Source organism: Acinetobacter sp. P8-3-8 (assembly GCF_000214135.1).
Lineage (GTDB): Bacteria > Pseudomonadota > Gammaproteobacteria > Pseudomonadales > Moraxellaceae > Acinetobacter.
Genome location: NZ_AFIE01000023.1, coordinates 17,422 through 36,001, shown reverse-complemented (window position 1 = coordinate 36,001; position 18,580 = coordinate 17,422). Strand labels below are relative to the sequence as shown.

At 36.6% G+C, this 18,580-nt stretch carries 17 protein-coding genes and 1 pseudogene; 8 read left to right on the top strand and 10 right to left on the bottom strand.

Translation table 11 applies throughout. The features are described from left to right. Positions 1 to 9 precede the first annotated feature (9 nt). Together GGG_RS0110925 and GGG_RS0110920 are read right to left on the bottom strand one after the other, a co-directional pair. Positions 10 to 429, bottom strand: coding sequence for a hypothetical protein (locus tag GGG_RS0110925; RefSeq protein ID WP_010114854.1), 420 nt, complete (start codon positions 427 to 429; stop codon positions 10 to 12). A 201-nt stretch (positions 430 to 630) separates the two neighbouring features. After that, entirely contained in the window at positions 631 to 1,326 is a 696-nt protein-coding gene (locus GGG_RS0110920) for a Crp/Fnr family transcriptional regulator (protein ID WP_010114852.1), read from the bottom strand. Positions 1,327 to 1,457: 131 nt separating this feature from the next. Between GGG_RS0110920 and GGG_RS0110915 the strand changes: the two genes are divergently transcribed. Further along, a complete protein-coding gene (locus GGG_RS0110915; RefSeq protein WP_010114851.1) occupies positions 1,458 to 1,988 on the top strand; it encodes a DUF962 domain-containing protein in 531 nt (176 codons plus the stop codon). A 91-nt stretch (positions 1,989 to 2,079) separates the two neighbouring features. On the opposite strand, the gene ychF is transcribed toward GGG_RS0110915, so the two are convergent. From ychF to GGG_RS0110875, 8 genes are all read right to left on the bottom strand, one after another. Continuing rightward, the gene (ychF, locus tag GGG_RS0110910) at positions 2,080 to 3,171 is read right to left on the bottom strand and encodes a redox-regulated ATPase YchF (protein ID WP_010114850.1); all 1,092 of its coding nucleotides are present in this window, start codon (positions 3,169 to 3,171) and stop codon (positions 2,080 to 2,082) included. Between the two features lie 153 nt (positions 3,172 to 3,324). After that, positions 3,325 to 4,026, bottom strand: a complete 702-nt coding sequence (locus GGG_RS0110905) for a haloacid dehalogenase type II (protein ID WP_010114848.1) — start codon at positions 4,024 to 4,026, stop codon at positions 3,325 to 3,327. A gap of 167 nt (positions 4,027 to 4,193) precedes the next feature. Next, positions 4,194 to 4,853, bottom strand: coding sequence for a methionine ABC transporter permease (locus GGG_RS0110900; protein ID WP_010114847.1), 660 nt, complete (start codon positions 4,851 to 4,853; stop codon positions 4,194 to 4,196). Continuing rightward, entirely contained in the window at positions 4,834 to 5,904 is a 1,071-nt protein-coding gene (locus tag GGG_RS0110895) for a methionine ABC transporter ATP-binding protein (protein ID WP_010114843.1), read from the bottom strand. The genes GGG_RS0110900 and GGG_RS0110895 overlap by 20 nt, the downstream gene beginning before the upstream one ends. 120 nt (positions 5,905 to 6,024) lie before the next feature. Continuing rightward, on the bottom strand, positions 6,025 to 6,891 hold the full coding sequence (locus GGG_RS0110890; RefSeq protein ID WP_010114842.1) for a MetQ/NlpA family ABC transporter substrate-binding protein: 867 nt from the start codon (positions 6,889 to 6,891) through the stop codon (positions 6,025 to 6,027). A gap of 37 nt (positions 6,892 to 6,928) precedes the next feature. Continuing rightward, complete coding sequence (locus GGG_RS0110885) at positions 6,929 to 8,383, bottom strand: LLM class flavin-dependent oxidoreductase (RefSeq protein ID WP_010114841.1); 1,455 nt, start codon at positions 8,381 to 8,383, stop codon at positions 6,929 to 6,931. After that, positions 8,383 to 9,627 carry an SfnB family sulfur acquisition oxidoreductase gene (locus GGG_RS0110880; protein ID WP_010114839.1) on the bottom strand — a complete coding sequence of 415 codons (1,245 nt, stop codon included), beginning with the start codon at positions 9,625 to 9,627 and terminating at the stop codon, positions 8,383 to 8,385. Before GGG_RS0110880 ends, GGG_RS0110885 begins: the two co-directional genes overlap by 1 nt. A gap of 43 nt (positions 9,628 to 9,670) precedes the next feature. Further along, positions 9,671 to 10,876, bottom strand: coding sequence for an SfnB family sulfur acquisition oxidoreductase (locus GGG_RS0110875; protein ID WP_010114837.1), 1,206 nt, complete (start codon positions 10,874 to 10,876; stop codon positions 9,671 to 9,673). Positions 10,877 to 11,254: 378 nt separating this feature from the next. Here GGG_RS0110875 and GGG_RS0110870 point away from each other — a divergent pair, with 378 nt between their 5' ends. The 7 genes and pseudogenes from GGG_RS0110870 (at position 11,255) to GGG_RS0110840 (ending at position 18,252) form a co-directional block, all read left to right on the top strand. After that, a complete protein-coding gene (locus tag GGG_RS0110870) occupies positions 11,255 to 12,019 on the top strand; it encodes a glutathione S-transferase family protein (RefSeq protein WP_010114836.1) in 765 nt (254 codons plus the stop codon). A 180-nt stretch (positions 12,020 to 12,199) separates the two neighbouring features. Continuing rightward, entirely contained in the window at positions 12,200 to 12,574 is a 375-nt protein-coding gene (locus GGG_RS0110865) for a hypothetical protein (RefSeq protein ID WP_010114835.1), read from the top strand. A gap of 426 nt (positions 12,575 to 13,000) precedes the next feature. Continuing rightward, positions 13,001 to 13,270 (top strand): hypothetical protein, encoded by a 270-nt coding sequence (locus GGG_RS0110860; protein ID WP_010114834.1) that lies wholly within the window; start codon positions 13,001 to 13,003, stop codon positions 13,268 to 13,270. A 306-nt stretch (positions 13,271 to 13,576) separates the two neighbouring features. Further along, positions 13,577 to 16,216, top strand: a complete 2,640-nt coding sequence (locus GGG_RS0110855; RefSeq protein WP_010114833.1) for a bifunctional aconitate hydratase 2/2-methylisocitrate dehydratase — start codon at positions 13,577 to 13,579, stop codon at positions 16,214 to 16,216. Between the two features lie 73 nt (positions 16,217 to 16,289). Further along, complete coding sequence (locus tag GGG_RS0110850) at positions 16,290 to 17,015, top strand: hypothetical protein (RefSeq protein WP_010114832.1); 726 nt, start codon at positions 16,290 to 16,292, stop codon at positions 17,013 to 17,015. A gap of 125 nt (positions 17,016 to 17,140) precedes the next feature. Next, positions 17,141 to 17,357: pseudogene (locus GGG_RS20665) on the top strand (hypothetical protein). Positions 17,358 to 17,862: 505 nt separating this feature from the next. Next, a complete protein-coding gene (locus GGG_RS0110840) occupies positions 17,863 to 18,252 on the top strand; it encodes a hypothetical protein (protein ID WP_010114830.1) in 390 nt (129 codons plus the stop codon). The last annotated feature ends 328 nt before the right edge of the window (positions 18,253 to 18,580 follow it).

The window sequence follows — 18,580 nt, the reverse complement described above, 5'->3', positions numbered from 1 at the left end:
GAATTAAGCTTAAGGTTTTAAAGGATTTGTTGAAGCTGTTTTGACTGCCTTATCTTTTGCATCTTTGGCCATTTGAGTTTTGGTTTCAACTTTAGCCTTTGTTTGAGTTGCCGCTTTGGCTTTTGTATCGGTCTCAGCTTTAACTTTAGTGGTCGCATCAGTTTTCGCTTTTAACGCAGTATCTTTAGACTTATCTGCGGTCATTTTTGTTGATGTTACTGCTTTATCTTTTGCTTTAGTCGTATCTGTTTTGGCTTTTGCTGTTTCAGTTTTTGCTTTTTGGGCAACACCGTTTGCTGCTACACAAGAGCCACCTTTATGGTTTGGCCCAGTTCCACCCACCAATGTTGTGCCTTTTGGGCAAGCAAAAGCTGATGCACTGAGGACTGTGAAAAGTCCAGCGGTAAGAAGCGTTGTGATTTTTTTCATCTTTTTCGTCTTTCGTATCATGGCATCGGCGCCTAAACTGAAATATAAATCTTATTCATGTAAAGCGGAATAGATCATTTGTATATTTTAATGATAAAAATGATTATAGATTCCAACCGTTTAAGCTTGGTTTAATATTAACAATATTCATTTTTCAGTATTCAGAAAAGTATTTAAATATCGTGATTTATTTATAAATATTTACATTGCAGAATGTGCCAATGCATGAAGTTTTTGAACGTCGAGAATTTCAACTTTTCTAAAGGCAATTTTTAAAATACCTTGTTGTTCCAATAAGTGTAATTCTTGGTTAATGGTTTGCCTTGAACACATCAGCATTTGCGCCAATTGTTCCTGTGATAGATGGATAATATGGTTTTCAATATGCACATGGTTACCGTAACCATTTAAAATAAAAAGTAGACGTTGAGCCAGCCTTTGACTGATGTTCAGGGTTTGAATTGCAATCAGTTCAAGAAAGGCAATACGTAATTTTTGGCTGGTTAATTGCGCAATATGAAACCAAAATTGTGGCTGTTCTTTCAGTATTTGCTCAATTGCAGTGCTAGAAACTTTTAAAATGGTACTTTTTTCAACGGCAATCGCATGGTGAGAGCGTGGTTGTTGATCCACCAATGAAATTTCACCAAACCACATAATGGGTTCTACAATCGCTGCAATAGATTGATTGCCTTCAATATCGATATAGCCTAAGCGAATTTTGCCTTGAATTACGGCATAAATACCATCGAAAGGATCTCCATGATGGAACACTGCTTGATCACGTTCTATATATAAATGTGTTGCATGTTGAGTAATATAATCTTGAAATAAACTCGGTAGTTGCGAATACCACACATTATTTTGTAAAACGTTAAGTTCTGTTTCCGTGAGCACGTTCAATCCCTATGTAAATCTTCAAAATTTCAACGATTTGTATTTGCTTTTTTGTAATTGTCGTTTAGCCGACAACTTACATCTGGTCTTTTTTATATATTGAATAAAAGTATTTTACAAGGAAGACCGAAATGTCAAAGCTTGAGCAGTTATTGAGCCAATATGCTGCATATCATTTAGATCATAAAAATGTCATTACACATTTTATTGGTATCCCTTTGATTGTATTTTCAATTATATGTTTAACCGCTAGAGCAGGGATCGTCGTTGCAGGCTTTGAGGTCACACTTGCTTTAGTGTTGATTGTGGCGAGTGTGATTTATTATCTAAGCCTTGATAAAATCTTTGGTATTCTCATGTTGATTATCTTTGCGATTGCATATCCATTTGCATATAAAATTGCTCAGATGGATATGGCTACTTGGTTAATGTTAAGTATTGGTATCTTTGTAGTGGGTTGGGTATTCCAATTCATTGGTCATTTTTATGAAAAGAAAAAACCTGCATTTGTCGATGATCTTGTTGGATTAGCCATAGGCCCTTTATTTGTTTTAGCTGAATTTGTGTTTTTACTGGGTTTGCGTAAAGATTTACAAGCGAGAATGTTAGACGCTGCGAAGAAGCAACGTGCGGAAATGGATGCAAAAGCAGTTCATGTCTAAGTTGATTATTTAAATTCCTAAAAATAAAAATGCCCTGAATGATCAGGGCATTTTTATTTAAGCTTTGGTTTAATCGGTTTATGAAACAGGTTTAAACATTAAAACGGAAGTGTAAAACGTCGCCGTCTTGAACTACGTAAGTTTTACCTTCTAAACGCCATTTACCTGCTTCTTTTGCACCAGCTTCGCCGTTGTATTGTACGAAATCATCGTAAGCAACACATTCAGCACGGATAAAGCCTTTTTCAAAGTCAGTGTGAATCACACCAGCAGCTTGAGGGGCAGTCGCTCCAACTTTTACAGTCCATGCACGAACTTCTTGTACGCCCGCTGTGAAGTAAGTTTGCAGACCAAGCAATGAGTAACCTGCACGAATCACCACGTTTAGACCTGGTTCTTCCATTCCTAAAGCTTCAAGAAATTCAGCGCGATCTTCATCTTCAAGCAGTGAAATTTCAGCTTCGATTTGGTTGCATAAAGGAACAACGATTGCATTTTCTTCAGCTGCTAATTTTTTAACAGCATCTAAATGTGGGTTATTTTCAAAACCATCTTCTGCAACGTTCGCAATATACATGGTTGGTTTTAAAGTCATTAAACCAAAACCACGGACCAATTTACGTTCATCATCATCTAAATCAGCAGCACGAGCAGGTTTGCCTTCATCTAGTAAAGGTTGGATTTTTTCTAATACAGCTTTTGTTGCAAGTGCTTCTTTATCGCCACTTTTCGCAGATTTTGCTAAACGGGTAATTGCTTTTGCAACAGTTTCTAAATCTGCAAGAGCAAGTTCAGTATTGATGGTTGCGATGTCATCTAATGGATCAATTTTACCATTCACATGGATAACATTTTCATCTTCAAAACAACGTACCACATGAGCAATAGCATCAGTTTCACGGATATTTGCAAGGAATTGGTTACCTAAGCCTTCGCCTTTAGACGCACCAGCAACTAGACCTGCGATATCCACAAATTCCATTGTGGTTGGAATGACACGTTGAGGTTTTACAATCGCTGTTAATTTGTCTAAACGTGGATCAGGTACAGGTACGATGCCTGTATTTGGTTCAATGGTACAGAATGGGAAGTTTTCCGCAGCAATAGCAGCTTTAGTCAATGCATTGAAAAGTGTAGATTTACCAACGTTCGGCAAGCCGACAATACCGCAATTAAAACCCATGAAATAACTCACAACGTGTTATATAAAAATTGTCGCTGATTTTACATGAAAGCCATGACAAAGTCAGGTCTATGGCAGAAGATTTAAATGGATCGTCACATCTGTGTAGAAATTGCCTATTTGATATGAATAGGTTTATTCGCTGGTGAATTATTATTTTAATAAATTCACTAAGTCTAAAAGGTCGGTGGCATGCAAATCATTTTCAACACAAGGGCTGATATCTTTTAATTGAGATAAACCATATTCAAAAGGTCTTTCAATATAAGCTGTAAGTAGTCCGCATGAGCGTGCTGCCTCTAAATCAGAATGATGTGCGGCAACCATCATCACTTGTCTAGGCAAGACATTAAGTAATTCGGCAACACCTAGATAGGTTTTAGATGAAGGTTTGTAGGCTTTGAAGTTTTCAGCTGAAAAAATATAGTCCCATGGTAGTTTAGCGTTTTTTGCCATATCAACGAGTAAACGAATATTTCCGTTTGAAAGTGTACAAATGATATATTTTTCTTTGAGCTGTTCTAATGCAGAAACAGTATCTTGCCAAGGGGTTAATCGGTGCCAAACTAAATTCAAATCAGTTTTCTGATCTTCTGTTAAGGTTGAAATATGATATTGAATTAGTAATTCATCTAAAATTAGACGATGAAGATCATCAATTGATGTCCAAGGCAAGTGGCCTGAATGCACTTTATCCATGGCTGGTCGATAGCCAGCTCTCCAATCTAATGCAAATTGATTTGAGTCAATATCTAAATTTAAATTGTCGATTTCTTGAACAATAGATGAATGCCAATCGACCACAGTACCAAATATATCAAAAGCCAGTACTTTGATATCATTTAATTTTTGCATGATTCATTATCCAATTATCTTTTAATTTTGATATTAAGTTAGAAATTTTGATTCATCTATCTGTATTGAATATATCTTTTTTTATTTTGTAGTGATAGAGGATGTTTAAAATAAACAATGGTTTATTTTAAACATGGTTTTGCTTTTCGAAAAAGATTTTAAATTAATCAAACCTTCCTTTTATCTAACTGACTTGCCAAGTTGTCTCCGAAAGCCTGAATAATCATGACTAAAGCAACCAAAACCACAATCACAGCGAACATAATCTGCATATCAAAACGTTGGTATCCATAACGATAAGCAATATCACCCAAACCGCCTGCACCGATTGCCCCAGCGATTGCAGAAGAATTAATCATGGTAACAATGGTGACTGTAAAACCAGCCACGATACCAGGCAAAGCCTCAGGTAAAAGCACATGCCAAATGATTTGCTTTCGGTTGCAACCCATTGCCTGTGCTGCTTCAATTAAACCTTGATCGACTTCACGTAAACTAACCTCAGCGATACGTGCGAAAAAAGGCGTTGCAGCAAGTGATAAAGGGACGACAGCGGCCCAAACCCCATAACTTGTTCCCACAATCCAACGTGTTAGAGGAATAAGGGCAACCATTAAAATTAAAAAGGGAACGGAGCGGGTAATGTTAATCACAGTCCCTAAGACATGATTAATTTTTTTCGATGGGTAAATGCCTTGTTCAGAGGTATTCACCAAAACCACAGCCAAAGGCAAACCAATTAAAAAAGCAATTAAAGCTGAAACACCGACCATGATTAAAGTATCAATCGTGCCTGTAATGAGTAAATCAATGAGTTGGTCTTGCATAGCCAATCACCTCTATTTGTGCAATTTGATGTTTTAATTTTTCTCGAAGCGATCGAATATCTAAATCTGTTTGTGCTGTAGCAATGATTAAATGACCAATCAAATGATTTTGGATATTATCAATATGGCTTTGATACAGATGTACAGATTTTTCAAAAATTTGAAAGATTTGCGTTAAGTCTGGTGAATGTTTCGGATCCGTTTCATAGCGCAACTTTAAAATACTATGCGTTGAATCCTCTTGTAACTCAGCATCTATTTGAAAAGGTAAATCGAGCTGTTCAAGGTTTAATAGCTCTTGGGTAATTTTCTGTTCAGGACGAGAAAATACCGACCATACTTGCCCAGATTCTACGATTTCGCCGTGTTCAATCACCACAACTTGATCACAGATTTCACGGATGACTTGCATTTCATGGGTAATTAAAACAATGGTAATCCCCAATTCTCGATTAATTTTTTTTAATAAGGCTAAAACCACTGAAGTGCTTTCAGGGTCAAGTGCTGAGGTGGCTTCATCACAGAGTAAAATTTCAGGACGATGGACTAAAGCACGTGCAATACCGACACGTTGTTTTTGACCGCCAGAAAGTTGCGAAGGATAGTTTTGAGCTTTATTCTCTAAACCGACAAGAGCTAGGACTTCATTAACACGTGTTTCAATTTCAGCTTTATCGACATTGGCTATTTTTAAGGGAAGGGCAACATTTTCCCACACTGTTTTGGCAGACATTAAATTAAAATGCTGAAATATCATGCCAATTTTTTGCCGAATTTGAATGAGTTCAGCATGATTCAACGCAGATAAATTCTGCTGATGAATGTGAATACTTCCCTCAGAAATTGTTTCCAAACCATTCAATGTGCGAATAAGAGAAGATTTTCCAGCACCACTTTTCCCAATGATGCCAAAAATCTTAGCTTGTGGAATATCTAGATTAATATTTTTTAATGCATGAATTTGCTGATTTTGTCCATCATAATATTTATTCAAATTACGAATTTTGATATGCGGGACTGAAAAATCTACATGTGAACCGAAACTCACCATTTTAATTATCCTTATTCATTTTTTGGCTTAGATATCTTTCACTTATTCATTTAAATATTTATTTAAAATCAATATTTTGAATTAAGTAAAAGATGTCTAAACAATGTTGATTTCTAGTGATTATTTCCAACCTGCAAACCAAAGATTTGCACCAATATCACTATTTAAAGCCTGTTTTACTTTGTCAGAAGTTTGATAAATCTTGATAAATTGCTTTAATTTTTCAGCTTTTTCAGCATGCTTTTGCTCATAATCATCTTTTACGACAAATAAAATGGCATAGCGAGTATTGGTATTATCATCCAATAACAATGCTTTATTTGGATCAATGGTTTTCGCAAGGCGTAAATACAATGGGTAACTAAATACGAGATCTGCATCATCAACAGCACGAGCCGTTTGCGGGCCTTCAACTTCAATAAATTTAAAGTTTTTAGGATTAGCAGTGATGTCTTGCAGATTTGACAAATGGTTGTTTGAATCTTTTAAAGTGATTAATTTAGCTTGTTGTAATAAGAGTAACGCACGGCCTTGATTCACAGGATCATTGGGAATAACCACACGTGCATGTTCAGGAACAGCATCCAATGAACTATATTTTTTAGAATACAATCCAACATGCGTTGCAACACCTGTTGCGATCGGTTTGAGTTTAAAATCAGTCTCTTTTAAAGCATTGCTTAAAAAGGGTTGATGCTGAAAATAGTTAGCATCAATATCACCATGATTCAACGTAATGTTAGGCGTATTCCAATCTGAAAACTCAACCAGTTTGACATTGATCCCTTGTTTCTTCGCTTCATCCACAGCAACTTGCAATGGTTTTGCAAAAGGTGGACTAATGCCAATCGTCAAAATTTCTGAGCCTGATTTTTTATGCTGATTCCAGTAAAAAAGCCCTGCAATCACTGCAATAATAATGATACCAAGTGCAATAAATTTACCTTTAGATGCACTGTTTTTTGGCGATGAAGTGGTTTGTGTCATTTGAACACCCCTTATAAATTAAATCTTTTAAAGTTGTTTAAGCGCTTTGCTTAGAAAAATGTTGCTGATTCTCATCAAATTGTTGTGCTTTTGATTGCATTGGGTTTTGACATCGGAAATGCGCAGCAGGGTGTGGTTCAGCTAAATGATCGCCTTGCTTGAAAATTTTATTTCTCAAAGAACCTTGACTGTGTGCAGTCTTAAATCGACCTCGTTGCTGTAATTCAGGAATAACAAAATCAATAAAATCATGATGTGACTCAGGTGCAACGGTTCGTGTTAGGTTAAAGCCATCAATTCCAGTTTCATCAATCAATTGAATGAGCTTTTCTGCAATAGTTTCACCACTACCGACAAAGAGTGGGTAACGACCGCCTAAAACATGTTGTGCTTTTAGGTCGTTTGGGGTGATTTTATTTTCCTTAAACTTATTATTTACAGAGGCAATGCTATTGGTCTGCTGGTAAGGAATCGCTTCATCATCTGCATATTTTGAAAGATCAATTCCTACGGAGCTTGAATAGTGTGCTAATCCTGCTTCTGGACTTGCATAGCGGATATATTCAGCAAGTTTTTCTTGAGCCAATTGGTCTGTTTCAGCAGTTACGACTGTGATGCCTACAAAGATTTTTATATCTTCAGGCTGACGACCTTGTTGAGTTGCAAGTTCACGAATTTTATCGACTTGCTGTTTAATCTTTTCAGGTTGATCACCACCAATAAATACACATTCAGCATGGCGTGTTGAAAAAGCCAAACCACGTGGTGAAGCGCCTGCTTGAAAGAGTACAGGTGTCCGTTGTGGAGACGGAGAAACCTGAAATACACCTTCGCTTTGGTAAAACTTTCCTTGATGCTGAATTGAATGAACTTTGCTAGGGTCGGTAAAAATACGATTTTGTTTATCTTTTAAGACCGCATCATTTTCCCAAGAGCCTTCCCAAAACTTGTAGCAAAGTTCTAAAAATTCTTCCGCTTGTTCATAACGTAAGTCATGGTCTTTTAAACCTTTTTTTCCGATTAAGCGTTCAGCACTGTCTAAATAACCAGTGACAATATTCCAACCGATCCGCCCTTGAGTCAGATGGTCTAAACTGCCAAAACGACGTGCAAACTGATAAGGCGTTTCATAACTTAAATTCACCGTTACCCCAAAACCTAAATTTTGAGTGACAGAAGCCATAGCAGAAACCAACGTAGCAGGGTCGTGGCTTGGAAGTTGAATCGATTCTCTAAGTGTTAAATCAATACCATTTTGATAAACATCATAAGTTCCTGTGATATCTGCAATAAATAAACCATCAAACAGACCTTGTTCTAAGGTTTTGGCTAAATCAGTCCAATAACTGAGTTCATCAAAACGATGTGATTCATCATGAGGATGTGTCCATAAACCATGATTGATATGGCCTACACTGTTCATATCAAAAGCGTTGAGTAAAATTTGTTTTTTCGTGTGATTTGCAACATTATTTTGAATGGGATTTGTCATTACAATGTTCCTCTACGTGGTGGAAGAATATTGTTCAAGACATAATTTCCAATAAAATAATATTTCCAACGAGATGCATCATGCAGGGTATGTACCCGTGCATTGCGCCAATGACGATCTAAACCATCACTGCGTTGGCTACCACGGCTTCCCGCCAATTCAATCAATTTAGATGAGGCTTTTAAGGCTGTTTCGGTACTATGCGCACGGACTTTGGCAACATCTATAGACGCTTTGGCGATATTTTCAGTTGTAGGGTTTGGTTTTGCTGCATCTATAGATTGTGCTGCCTGTTTTAATAACACTTCGCTAGCACGGACATCCGCAGCAATTTTTCCAATTTCATAAATGGTTAAAGGATCTTGGTCTGCGCGCTCAACATTGGCATCAATCCATGCACGGGCTAGTTTTACACGTTGAATCGTTTCCTCAAATGCGGCTCTCGCAATCCCTGTTTCAATCGCTGCATGCATGATTTGGGCAAATGGCCCAACCAGTGTCGGGTTTGAAAATGCTGTATCGAAAACAATCACATCTTCTGCATCAACAAAGACATGATTAAATTTTACCGTACCACTACCCGTGGTTTTTTGCCCAAAACCAGACCAATCATTAATACGTTGTAAGCCTTGCGCATCGGATGGAATAAATGCTAAATATTCACGATCATCGGCATCGCGTACAAGGGTGGGAATACGATGTGCGAAAAGACTGCCTGTGCAATAGAACTTTTCACCATTTACTTCAAAACCTTGTTTATTGTCACGTGTAGCATGTGTGATTTGAGTATGCTTTTGTGCTGCCGTTTTGGTTTTAAACTCTGCCAAAGCATTACCAAAACGAGCACCTTTTAAGACTTCGCTGTAGAGTTTTTGTTTTTGCGCATCTGTACCAGTGTTTCGTAATACTTCTAATGCATAAAAATGATTCTGTGGTATTTGCCCAATTGAGCCATCAACACCACTAAAAAGTGCAATAATTTTTGCAACAGTATGACTGGATACATCGGCACCGCCATATTGCTGTGGAACGGTAATCGCCCATAAACCAGATTGGCTAAACGCTTCAATTTCTTCAAAAGGGAGCAGGCGTTGTGCATCACGTAAAACAGCATTTTCACTAAACTGCTGACTGAGCTGCTGTGCAATTTCCAATGCTTCTGCATCAGATTGGATAATATGAGCTTGAGCAGAAGCGATATTTTCTGCATCTAAAACTTTATGAATATCTTGGTAAGTCGTCATGTTATTTTCCTTGAATGTTTGATTTATCTGTTAAATCTGACTTTTAAATCCACGCATGTCTTTGATCTTGCGTGCCATTCAAATAAAAATGACCAATCGCATAGTGTTTCCAGCGCACAGGATCATGCAGGGTATGCACACGTGCATTGCGCCAATGTTGATCTAAATTGTGAATTTCTAAACTGGAGCGACTGCCCCCTAATTCAAGAAGTTTTTCTGAAATCTGTAATGCTGCATCATTGGCATAGACTTTGGCTTCGGCAACGATAATTGAAGCTTTACTGGCTTGCTCTGCACTGACAATATCTTGAGCATCTAGTTGATCTAAATATTCAGCAGCTTCATCTAACAGTAGGATTGCTGCATTGAGCAAAATATCCAGTTTGCCGACTTCTTGTAGGGTATAGGCTTCAAAACTGGCTTTTTCGACATTGGCATCGACAATAGGACGTGCTTTATGAATGGCGGATAAAGTATTTGCAAATGCTGCCTCAGCAATGCCTACATCGATTGCAACTTGGATCAGTTGCGAATATGCACCACGATATTTACGAGGGTCAGCCAGTGGTTTTTCATCTAAAATTAAATCAGGATGAACCACCACATTTTTAAGTTTGACAGTTCCACTTGCTGTAGTCCGTTGTCCAAAACCATCCCAATCATTGACAATTTCAACGCCTTGAGCTTGGGCATCAATAATCGCGAGGACAGTTTGACCAGTAGGATCGATGGCACGAATCGCAAGCCAATCCGCAAAAGATGCACCTGTAGAATAAAACTTTTCGCCATTTAATAGATATTGGCCGTTGATTTGATCTAAACGTGTAGCAATGGTTTTACTGTCTTTGGTATTGCGCTCTGGCCCACCATTGGCAAGACGTTTACCGTTTAAAATTTCGGTATAAATAAACTTTTTTTGTTTTTCATTGGCAATACTTTCAATTGCATTCAGTAGACCAAATTGGTTTTGCGGAATTTGCCCAACACTGGCATCTGCTTTCGATAAAATACGGAAGACATGCGCCAAGGTCACATTAGAAATAGCAGCGCCACCGTATTTTTTGGCAATACGAATTCCGCCTAATCCTTTCAGGCTAAATTGTTCAATCACATCGTTAGGTAAAATACGAAGTTGATCACGTTGATTTCGTTCAATCAAAGCAAAATCTGCAACTTGGTAAGCTGCATTTAAAGCTTGCTGATCGTTTTCGATCACAGAAGCTTGCTGAGATGAGTTTAAACTAGACATATTGGCACCATTCAGTTGATACCAAAACGCTAAGCAATATTGCGGTAAAAATTAAACGAAGTATTGTGCTTAACTTATCTTAAAATTTTCAAAATATAAAAAGTGCAAATCAATCCATAAAACTTGATAATATAAATTACTGATTTTTAACAATTTGTTTGAAAGTGTCTAATCTGTGTATGAGCATAAATATAGTTGGTTATCACGTTGACGAATATCGATTAAATAAACTGATATATAAGTTTTATAAAATGCATGAAGAAGTGACATGTGAAATGGGCAAAAAGGACATTGTAATTTAAGCAATGAATGACTAAAGTACACGGCATTGCTAGGAATTTTCTAACGTTTTGATTAAAAGAATAATTTGGAGACTACATGCGCACGTTGTACCAATTTCCTCTCTCACACTTTTGTGAAAAAGCACGTTGGTTGTTGGATCATAAAGAGTTGGATTATGTTGCGCAGAATTTAATTCCTGGTGTACATCGTGCATTTGCTCAATTAAAAACAGGGCAGAATAAGCTACCTATCCTCAAAGATGGCGAACAATATATTGCTGATTCAACACAAATAGCTTTGTATTTGGATGATATTTACCCCGAACATCGTTTACTTCGTTCTGATCTTGCATTGCGTGAACAAGCTTTAGAAATCAATCATATTGCCAATGAGTTAGGATTACATGTACGCCGTTGGGGACTTGCCCATGCTTTGGCAGAAAGCGATGAATCTTTAGATATTATGATTGGTGAAAAAGGGTATTTACGCCAATTTGAAAAATTCTCAAAGCCGATTTTAAAAACCTTAGTGTCTAAAAGTTACCAACTCAATAAAGAAAAAGTTGAAGAATCAAAGCTAGTTATGGATCAAATTATTGTCGATCTAAACCAGAAATTGATTGAAAATGAATGTAAATATTTGGTCGGTGATCGTTTAGGGCTTGCAGATATTGCAGTATGTTCAATGTTATCACCCTTATTAGAATTACCTACCACGCCGTGGGAAAGAGAACATTCTGAAACACTTTCAACAGAAGTTTCTGCATATACGCAATACTTACTAGATTTGCCATTGGGACAGTACGTAAAAAGAGTATATACAACAGAACGCAATGCACGTGTTGACTGGCGTGGTATTTAAAGATTGTTCAAGCCTTTGTTATGAGTATTGTTATTCAGAATTTTAATAAACACTTTCATAAGTATTTATTTTTAAATGTAAAAATTAAATTAAAGATCAGTTGAAGCTGTGATTACCAGCAAGAAAATCTTCAAATTCGCTAGAAATTAAGTATTATAGAGCGGATTTGGAGATTTTTTAATGCAGAAGTTCGTAATTTTAGGTGCAATAAGCACAGTGTTATTTATGGCAGGTTGTGCTGAAAAAAAACCTGCAACTCCTGAAGAAATTTGGAAAGGTTATTGCACCAGTGTAGGTAATGCAGCACGTTCAATCACACTTGATCGTCAGAATGGGATTACCCAAAAAGAAGCTGTTGATTATGCGAACAAAGTTACAGACCCAACCACAAAGAAATTTGTACTTGAGTATTTAGATAAAATTTATGCATTGTCTGATGCTGAATTAAAAGCCGATAAAGACGCGGTGCAAGCTAAATTTAAGCAAGAAGCTTACGAACAATGTTTAAATACGCCACATGATCCGAAAAAAATGCCTGATTATAAACCGTTCTAATGAACGGTTTTTTTATATTATAACGTCAGTTCGGGATAAACTTTGATATAAGTTATTGAAAAGATAGATCAGGCAAAGCGGAGTCTTACCGTTTAAAAGTCAAATGTAAGGATTAACCTTCGGTTCGACCTACTTTTCTTTCGGGAAAAGTAGGCAAAACCATTTGTCAGTCGCCAACTCGACAGATACTATCAAGTACATAATATATCGCAAAAACAGTATATTACAGATGTAGTCCTGCCTCGAACAATGCGACTGACGTTTCCGCGTATCAGATAGTTGGAAACATATCTTATATCGAACTCAGGTTATTATAGATAATGAAAAATTACACATGCTTAGTCACAATAAATGATTAGCATAAAATAAGAAAAGCATATATAAAATATAGAAATAGAAAATAAAAAGTAGCTGAGGAGTGTTAAAATGGAAGTAGTAGCATATTTACATAATGCGGACTTGCTCTTAGAAGATGAACAGGGTGTTGTGGTCATTAGTGGAAGCCACTATGTCTTGAGTTTAGGTGATCAGGTCTTTTTTCAACAAGCAATCGATGAGCAAGCAAAGCTATACCAAGTTAAAATTTCCTTTGCTTGCGCAGAACATGCCATGATGCATGAAGATGAAGTACAAATGAAGTTTGAAGGATGCCGTAATGATTTTCAGAACTATATTAATACCACAACAGTCCACTAAGGTTGAATATTCTCATCGATAAAAGCATGGCAACATTTATGTTGCCATTTTTATGCCTACAAAATGTCGTTAAAAGTAAAGCTGATTTGATGTTACATTATAAAATATGATGGCATTGAATTCGAAATAAGTGATGGACATGATTGACGGATATTTATTTACAAAATAATGGTCATCACGAATAAACACGAAGTATGCATTAACTTTTGACTTGATTTTTAGTAAAATTTGACAGTCCATATTACCAGTGAAGCTTTTGACAAGCTGGAATTCACAGGTAATTTTTTTAAAAAGAGGAATAACACCGTGCTAGAAGCTTACCGCCAACACGTTGCAGAACGTGCCGCACTCGGAGTCCCACCGAAGCCACTTGATGATGCTCAGACTGCTGAACTGGTTGAATTGTTAAAAAATCCACCTGCAGGCGAAGAGGCGTTTTTAGTTGATTTACTTGAAAATCGTGTTCCTGCTGGTGTTGACCAAGCTGCATACGTTAAAGCTGCTTTCTTAACTGCAGTTGCTAAAGGCGAAGCTACTTCACCATTAATTTCTAAAGAACGCGCGGTTTACTTACTAGGTACTATGCTTGGTGGTTATAACGTTGCACCTTTAGTTGAATTACTTGATGACGCTGCACTTGCTGGTTTAGCTGCAGAAGCATTAAAGAAAACACTTCTTGTATTTGATGCATTCCATGACGTAGCTGAAAAAGCAAAAGCGGGTAATGCAAATGCACAAGCAGTAATGCAATCTTGGGCTGATGCTGAATGGTTCACTAGCCGTAAAGATGTTCCAGAAGAAATTAAACTTACAGTTTTCAAAGTTACTGGCGAAACCAACACTGACGACTTGTCACCTGCACAAGACGCTTGGAGCCGTCCAGATATTCCTTTACATGCAAATGCAATGTTGAAGAACGTACGTGATGGTATCAACCCAGAAGTTCCTGGTGAAGTTGGTCCATTAAACCAAATCAAAGAATTGATCGCGAAAGGCAACCAAGTTGCTTACGTCGGTGACGTTGTTGGTACAGGTTCATCACGTAAATCTGCAACGAACTCTGTGCTTTGGTTCTTTGGTGATGACATTGCTCACATCCCGAACAAAAAAGACGGTGGTTACTGCTTGGGTTCTAAAATCGCGCCGATTTTCTTCAACACAATGGAAGATGCAGGTGCGTTACCTGTTGAGATCGACGTTGCGAACATGAACATGGGCGACGAAATCGTTCTTAAGATCGATCACGCTGCTGCTAAAGTTACTGCGTTCAAAGCAGGCGAGCAAATCGCTGAATCTGAATTGAAAACGCCTGTTCTTCTTGATGAAGTACGTGCTGGCGGTCGTATCAACTTGATCGTTGGTCGTGGTTTGACGACTAAAGCACGTGAAGCTTTAGGTCTTGCACCTTCAACTTTATTCCGCGTTCCAGTTCAACCTGAAAATACAGGTAAAGGCTTTACTCAAGCTCAAAAAATGGTAGGTCGCGCTTGTGGTCTTCCTGAAGGTCAAGGTGTTCGTCCAGGTACTTACTGTGAACCGAAAATGACAACTGTTGGTTCGCAAGATACAACAGGTCCGATGACTCGTGACGAATTGAAAGACTTAGCTTGCTTAGGTTTCTCTGCTGACCTTGTTATGCAATCTTTCTGTCATACAGCTGCTTATCCAAAGCCAGTTGACGTTCAAATGCAACACACGCTTCCTGATTTCATCATGAACCGTGGTGGTGTTTCTTTACGTCCAGGTGACGGTATTATCCACTCTTGGTTAAACCGTATGCTTCTTCCAGATACAGTTGGTACTGGTGGTGACTCACATACTCGTTTCCCAATCGGTATTTCTTTCCCAGCGGGTTCTGGTCTTGTAGCATTTGCTGCTGCGACTGGTGTTATGCCGTTAGATATGCCTGAATCTGTTCTTGTTAAGTTCAAAGGTAAAATGCAACCTGGTATCACGCTACGTGACCTTGTACATGCAATTCCTTACTATGCAATCAAAGCGGGTGACTTAACTGTAGAGAAGAAAGGTAAGAAAAACATCTTCTCTGGTCGTATTTTAGAAATCGACTTAACAGAAATGGAAACTGACCTTACTGTAGAGCAAGCATTCGAACTTTCTGATGCTTCTGCTGAACGTTCTGCTGCTGGTTGTTCAATCACACTTTCTGAAGAGAAAGTTGCTGAATACTTGAACTCTAACATCACTATGTTGAAGTGGATGATCTCTCAAGGTTATGGCGATGCGCGTACTATGGCGCGCCGTGTTGAGAACATGGAAAAATGGTTGGCAAATCCATCACTTCTTCAAGCTGATGCTGATGCTGAATACACTAAAGTGTATGAAATCGACCTTGCTGAAATCACTGAACCAGTTCTTTGCTGCCCGAATGACCCAGATGATGCAAAACTATTGTCTGATGTTCAAGGCGTGAAGATTGACGAAGTATTCGTTGGTTCATGTATGACGAACATTGGTCACTTCCGTGCTGCTGGTAAATTACTTGATAAAGTACCAGGTGGTTCATTGTCTACTCGTTTATGGTTGGCTCCACCAACGCGTATGGACGAGCACCAATTGATGGAAGAAGGTTTCTATAACATTTATGGTAAAGCTGGTGCGCGTACTGAAATGCCAGGTTGTTCATTATGTATGGGTAACCAAGCACGTGTAGCACCGAATACAACTTGTGTATCGACGTCTACTCGTAACTTCCCGAACCGTTTAGGTCAAGGTGCAAATGTTTACTTAGCTTCTGCTGAACTTGCTTCTGTAGCTGCAGTATTGGGTAAATTACCTTCTCCTGAAGAATATCAACAATATGCTGCTCAAATCGACAGCATGTCTGCTGACATTTACCAATACTTGAACTTCGATAAGATGGGCGAGTATACAGATGCTGCTAAAGATGTTGATACTAAGAAAATTGCTGCTGCTCAATTAAGCTAATTTATTGGAAAATAGATTGAATTGAGGTAAAAATAAGGGCTGAGTAATCAGCCCTTATTTTTTGAGAATTAGAATGAAGAATTTTGAAATTTTAAAGCAGGAATATTTTCAGATATTATCTAAATTTGACGAAGCATTTCTAAATGAAAAACACCCAAATAGTAAGAAAAGCGAAGGTTTATCTAGTTTGTTTTTGGCAAGTGAACCTGATGATTATTGGAATGCTAAAAATAAAATTATGATTATTGGTGCGGAAACAAGAGGGTGGACAACAAACTTAACTAAAGAATATAGTTTAGAAAATTATCTGAATAGTTCTATTGAACACAATAAAAATTTTTTTCAAAAAATGATGAATGCGCCTAGAACAGAAAAAATTACTTTTCATGATTTTACTCGAGCTGTTGCAGATAAATCAGGTCATGAGGGTTTAATTTATTGTAATTTATTTTGTTTTGATTGGAATCAAAAAAGTCCTATTGGATCAAAGTATTTTAAGGAAATTCATGAGGTTTCTAGGGAATTATTGATTGCTCAATTAAATTACTTTCAGCCCAGCATTGTTATTTTAGCGAACGGTTTATCCTCTATGAAATTTAGGAGAGAAATTTTTCCTTTAGACAAGTGCAAAGATACAACTAATTATGAAAATGAGTTGATTAGTAAAAATCAGCTTTGGCAATTTAATTTTGATGATAAATATATATGTTATAGAATTCAGCATCCCTCGACAAGGACTGGACGAAATGATGCAAAAAAAGCTCGTAATAAACTTTTAGACTTACTTCCAATTAAGTAACGAAATATAATTCTTTCAAAGAATATGCCATTTGATCAGTCTCTTTTTTATAAAAAATTTTTACAAGTTATGAAATAAACTGTTTAATTACTAGCTAAGTGAAGAGTTAAAAAGTTGTTGTAAAAATGCCCAAACAATCCCGATTTCTCTGTATAGGTGGTTTCCTGAATGGAACACAAGTTAAAGAGCAAGGCGAAAGCTTTGTTTGCGTGGAAAATGGTAAACAAGTGAGTTATTTTAAAAAGGAAATTTTTTAACCAAGACGCTTGGGATCATGATTACTATGTTTGCGAAACTACGACAGACCAACAAGCTAGAAATTGGGTTTTTGACATAGAATAGTAGTCACATTATAAAAAACCAAAAGATGAGCCTAAGCTCAGCTTTTATACAAATTCTAGTCAATTCGCTTTCACTACAACAAGTTTTTGGGTAGCTGCGTTAACTGTTTCATTGCTTGCAGCAGATCGTGTAGAAAAACCATCTATAATTTAAAGGTTGACAGTTACTATACTTTCTTTGCATGTGATGCAAATGTATGAGTGCATAATATTGATTGTTTTAAACATGGTTAGATTAAAAAGGATTTATATTCTACTTTATCTAATAAAGTTAAAAATGATAAATTCGAGCCTAATGTTGTAAGGAAGCTTGTAAAGTTAATGATTAGTACAGCAAGTGGGTAAAGTATTATGGTTATGAAATATTTAAATAATGGTAAAAATTGAGAGTAAAACTTGTCATTATGAAATTAAGATTTTAGGAAAAGCAGGTGGTTATAGAATATTTGGAAATAAAAATTCAAATAGCCAAATAATATTTAGTGAGATTGAGGATTCGCATTAAAATGTTAATTAAAGATTATTTGAAAGATCTTTTTGATAATGAAAAGGTATTATGTCATGCTAAAGAAATATTATTTTCAGAGTATGTTATAGCCACTAAAGTTGAGAATACATATACTTTGCATTTTGATGATGTAGAGAATAAAGAAGCTGAATTGGAAAAAGACAAAGTTAAATTCACGATACAAGCAATAGTATTCCAATATGATTTAATGAATAGTGATAGTCAAGTAAGAGTTGTTGTTAGAGTAGGAGATTATACTAATAGAAATGGTTTGGTTGATTCTACACTTGGAAGAATTGTACTTTATTACAATGGAGAAACTTTAGAGGATAACTTTTACCCAACTACATCTGATTATTTGTTCATGATGGGATATAATATTAATTAGTAGAATTTTTAAATTAGATGGTTGTTGTTTTAATAATTTTGCATAAACAACACTATCATAACCAATCACTATTGATACTAATAAAATTTTTAATTTAACTTCTTTTTTTAGATGACATTTTATTACTATAATCAATAAATATTATAGAAAATGTGATAAATAAAAATATACTTTTCTATTTTATAAAAATTTTTACTTATAGTAATCACATTAAAACTCAGATTTTATTAATTTAGTCTTAGGTGATTTTAAAAGTAGTTTTATTACTTTTTGCTCGTATTTTTCAATTGTTTGGTTTCAGATGTGTAGGGAATATATGATGGATAGT

Coding starts and splice junctions, on each gene's coding strand:
- GGG_RS0110840 (WP_010114830.1), top strand. CDS start 17,863: ATGTTAATTAAAGATTATTTGAAAGATCTTTTTGATAATGAAAAGGTA.
- GGG_RS0110915 (WP_010114851.1), top strand. CDS start 1,458: ATGTCAAAGCTTGAGCAGTTATTGAGCCAATATGCTGCATATCATTTA.
- GGG_RS0110925 (WP_010114854.1), bottom strand. CDS start 429: ATGAAAAAAATCACAACGCTTCTTACCGCTGGACTTTTCACAGTCCTC.
- GGG_RS0110875 (WP_010114837.1), bottom strand. CDS start 10,876: ATGTCTAGTTTAAACTCATCTCAGCAAGCTTCTGTGATCGAAAACGAT.
- GGG_RS0110850 (WP_010114832.1), top strand. CDS start 16,290: ATGAAGAATTTTGAAATTTTAAAGCAGGAATATTTTCAGATATTATCT.
- GGG_RS0110885 (WP_010114841.1), bottom strand. CDS start 8,383: ATGACAAATCCCATTCAAAATAATGTTGCAAATCACACGAAAAAACAA.
- GGG_RS0110895 (WP_010114843.1), bottom strand. CDS start 5,904: ATGGTGAGTTTCGGTTCACATGTAGATTTTTCAGTCCCGCATATCAAA.
- GGG_RS0110890 (WP_010114842.1), bottom strand. CDS start 6,891: ATGACACAAACCACTTCATCGCCAAAAAACAGTGCATCTAAAGGTAAA.
- GGG_RS0110870 (WP_010114836.1), top strand. CDS start 11,255: ATGCGCACGTTGTACCAATTTCCTCTCTCACACTTTTGTGAAAAAGCA.
- GGG_RS0110905 (WP_010114848.1), bottom strand. CDS start 4,026: ATGCAAAAATTAAATGATATCAAAGTACTGGCTTTTGATATATTTGGT.
- GGG_RS0110860 (WP_010114834.1), top strand. CDS start 13,001: ATGGAAGTAGTAGCATATTTACATAATGCGGACTTGCTCTTAGAAGAT.
- GGG_RS0110865 (WP_010114835.1), top strand. CDS start 12,200: ATGCAGAAGTTCGTAATTTTAGGTGCAATAAGCACAGTGTTATTTATG.
- GGG_RS0110880 (WP_010114839.1), bottom strand. CDS start 9,627: ATGACGACTTACCAAGATATTCATAAAGTTTTAGATGCAGAAAATATC.
- GGG_RS0110900 (WP_010114847.1), bottom strand. CDS start 4,853: ATGCAAGACCAACTCATTGATTTACTCATTACAGGCACGATTGATACT.
- ychF (WP_010114850.1), bottom strand. CDS start 3,171: ATGGGTTTTAATTGCGGTATTGTCGGCTTGCCGAACGTTGGTAAATCT.